Below are 1053 nucleotides of genomic sequence, written 5' to 3' on the forward strand. Positions count from 1 at the left end.
AAATCCCGATATTCCGAGGAGGTGGTTGCATGAAGAAAGTGAAATTAGGGGAATTAGTTTCTATTCAAACTGGTAAATTGGATGCCAATGCTGCAGTTGTCGGAGGTAAGTATCCATTTTTCACAACAGCAAAAGAAATTTTGTGGATTAACGATTATGTTTATGACGACGAAGTCGTTTTAGTTGCAGGAAACGGGGATTTAAATGTTAAGTATTATAAAGGAAAATTTAATGCTTATCAAAGAACTTATATTTTGAGTAATAATTCTAATGTAAAAATGAAATATCTATACTACTTTCTTGATAAGTATATAGAGATTTTGCGCTACCAGTCAATTGGAGGAGTAATAAAGTATATTAAATTTAATAATTTATCAAATGCTCTAGTTCCAATGATGAGTGTTTCTGAACAAGAAAATATTATTCAGAATTTTGAGAAAATAGATTATCTAATTTCAAAAAGAAGTCAGCAATACACGGAATTATCAAACCTTGTAAAATCCCGATATTCCGAGGAGGTGGTTGCATGAAGAAAGTGAAATTAGGGGAAGTGGCTACTTTTATCAATGGCTATGCTTTTAAACCTCAAGATTGGTCATCTGAAGGGAAAGAGATTATCAGAATACAGAATCTGACTAAAACTTCAACAGAGATAAATTATTATTCGGGTACGATTGATCAAAAATATATTGTTGAAGCTGGTGATATTCTTATTTCGTGGTCGGGTACATTAGGGGTTTTTCAGTGGTGTGGAAAATCCGCAGTGTTAAATCAGCACATTTTTAAAGTGGTTTTTGATAAGATAGAGATAGATAAATCATATTTCAAATATGTTGTTGAAAAAGGTTTACAAGATGCTGTAAAACATACTCATGGTTCCACAATGAAACATTTAACTAAAAAATATTTTGATAATATTATGGTTCCATATACAAATTTGGGAGAGCAACAAAGAATTGCAAGTGAGCTGGATTTGTTAAGCAAGCTGATTTTAAGGAGACAAGAACAACTTGAAGAGCTTAATCTACTTGTAAAATCCCGATTTAACGAGAT

2 protein-coding genes are annotated in these 1053 nt (G+C 31.8%); both read left to right on the forward strand.

Going from position 1 to position 1053, the window contains the following annotated elements; genetic code table 11:
• The first annotated feature begins 29 nt into the window (after positions 1-29).
• Positions 30-530: a restriction endonuclease subunit S gene (locus B4W83_RS11905; RefSeq protein ID WP_007284919.1), complete on the forward strand. Its 501-nt coding sequence runs from the start codon at positions 30-32 to the stop codon at positions 528-530.
• The coding region (locus B4W83_RS11910) for a restriction endonuclease subunit S (protein WP_210433156.1) at positions 527-1053 on the forward strand (527 nt) is incomplete at its 3' end. The genes B4W83_RS11905 and B4W83_RS11910, both read left to right, overlap by 4 nt.

This window comes from Streptococcus pseudopneumoniae ATCC BAA-960 = CCUG 49455, assembly GCF_002087075.1.
GTDB lineage: Bacteria > Bacillota > Bacilli > Lactobacillales > Streptococcaceae > Streptococcus > Streptococcus pseudopneumoniae.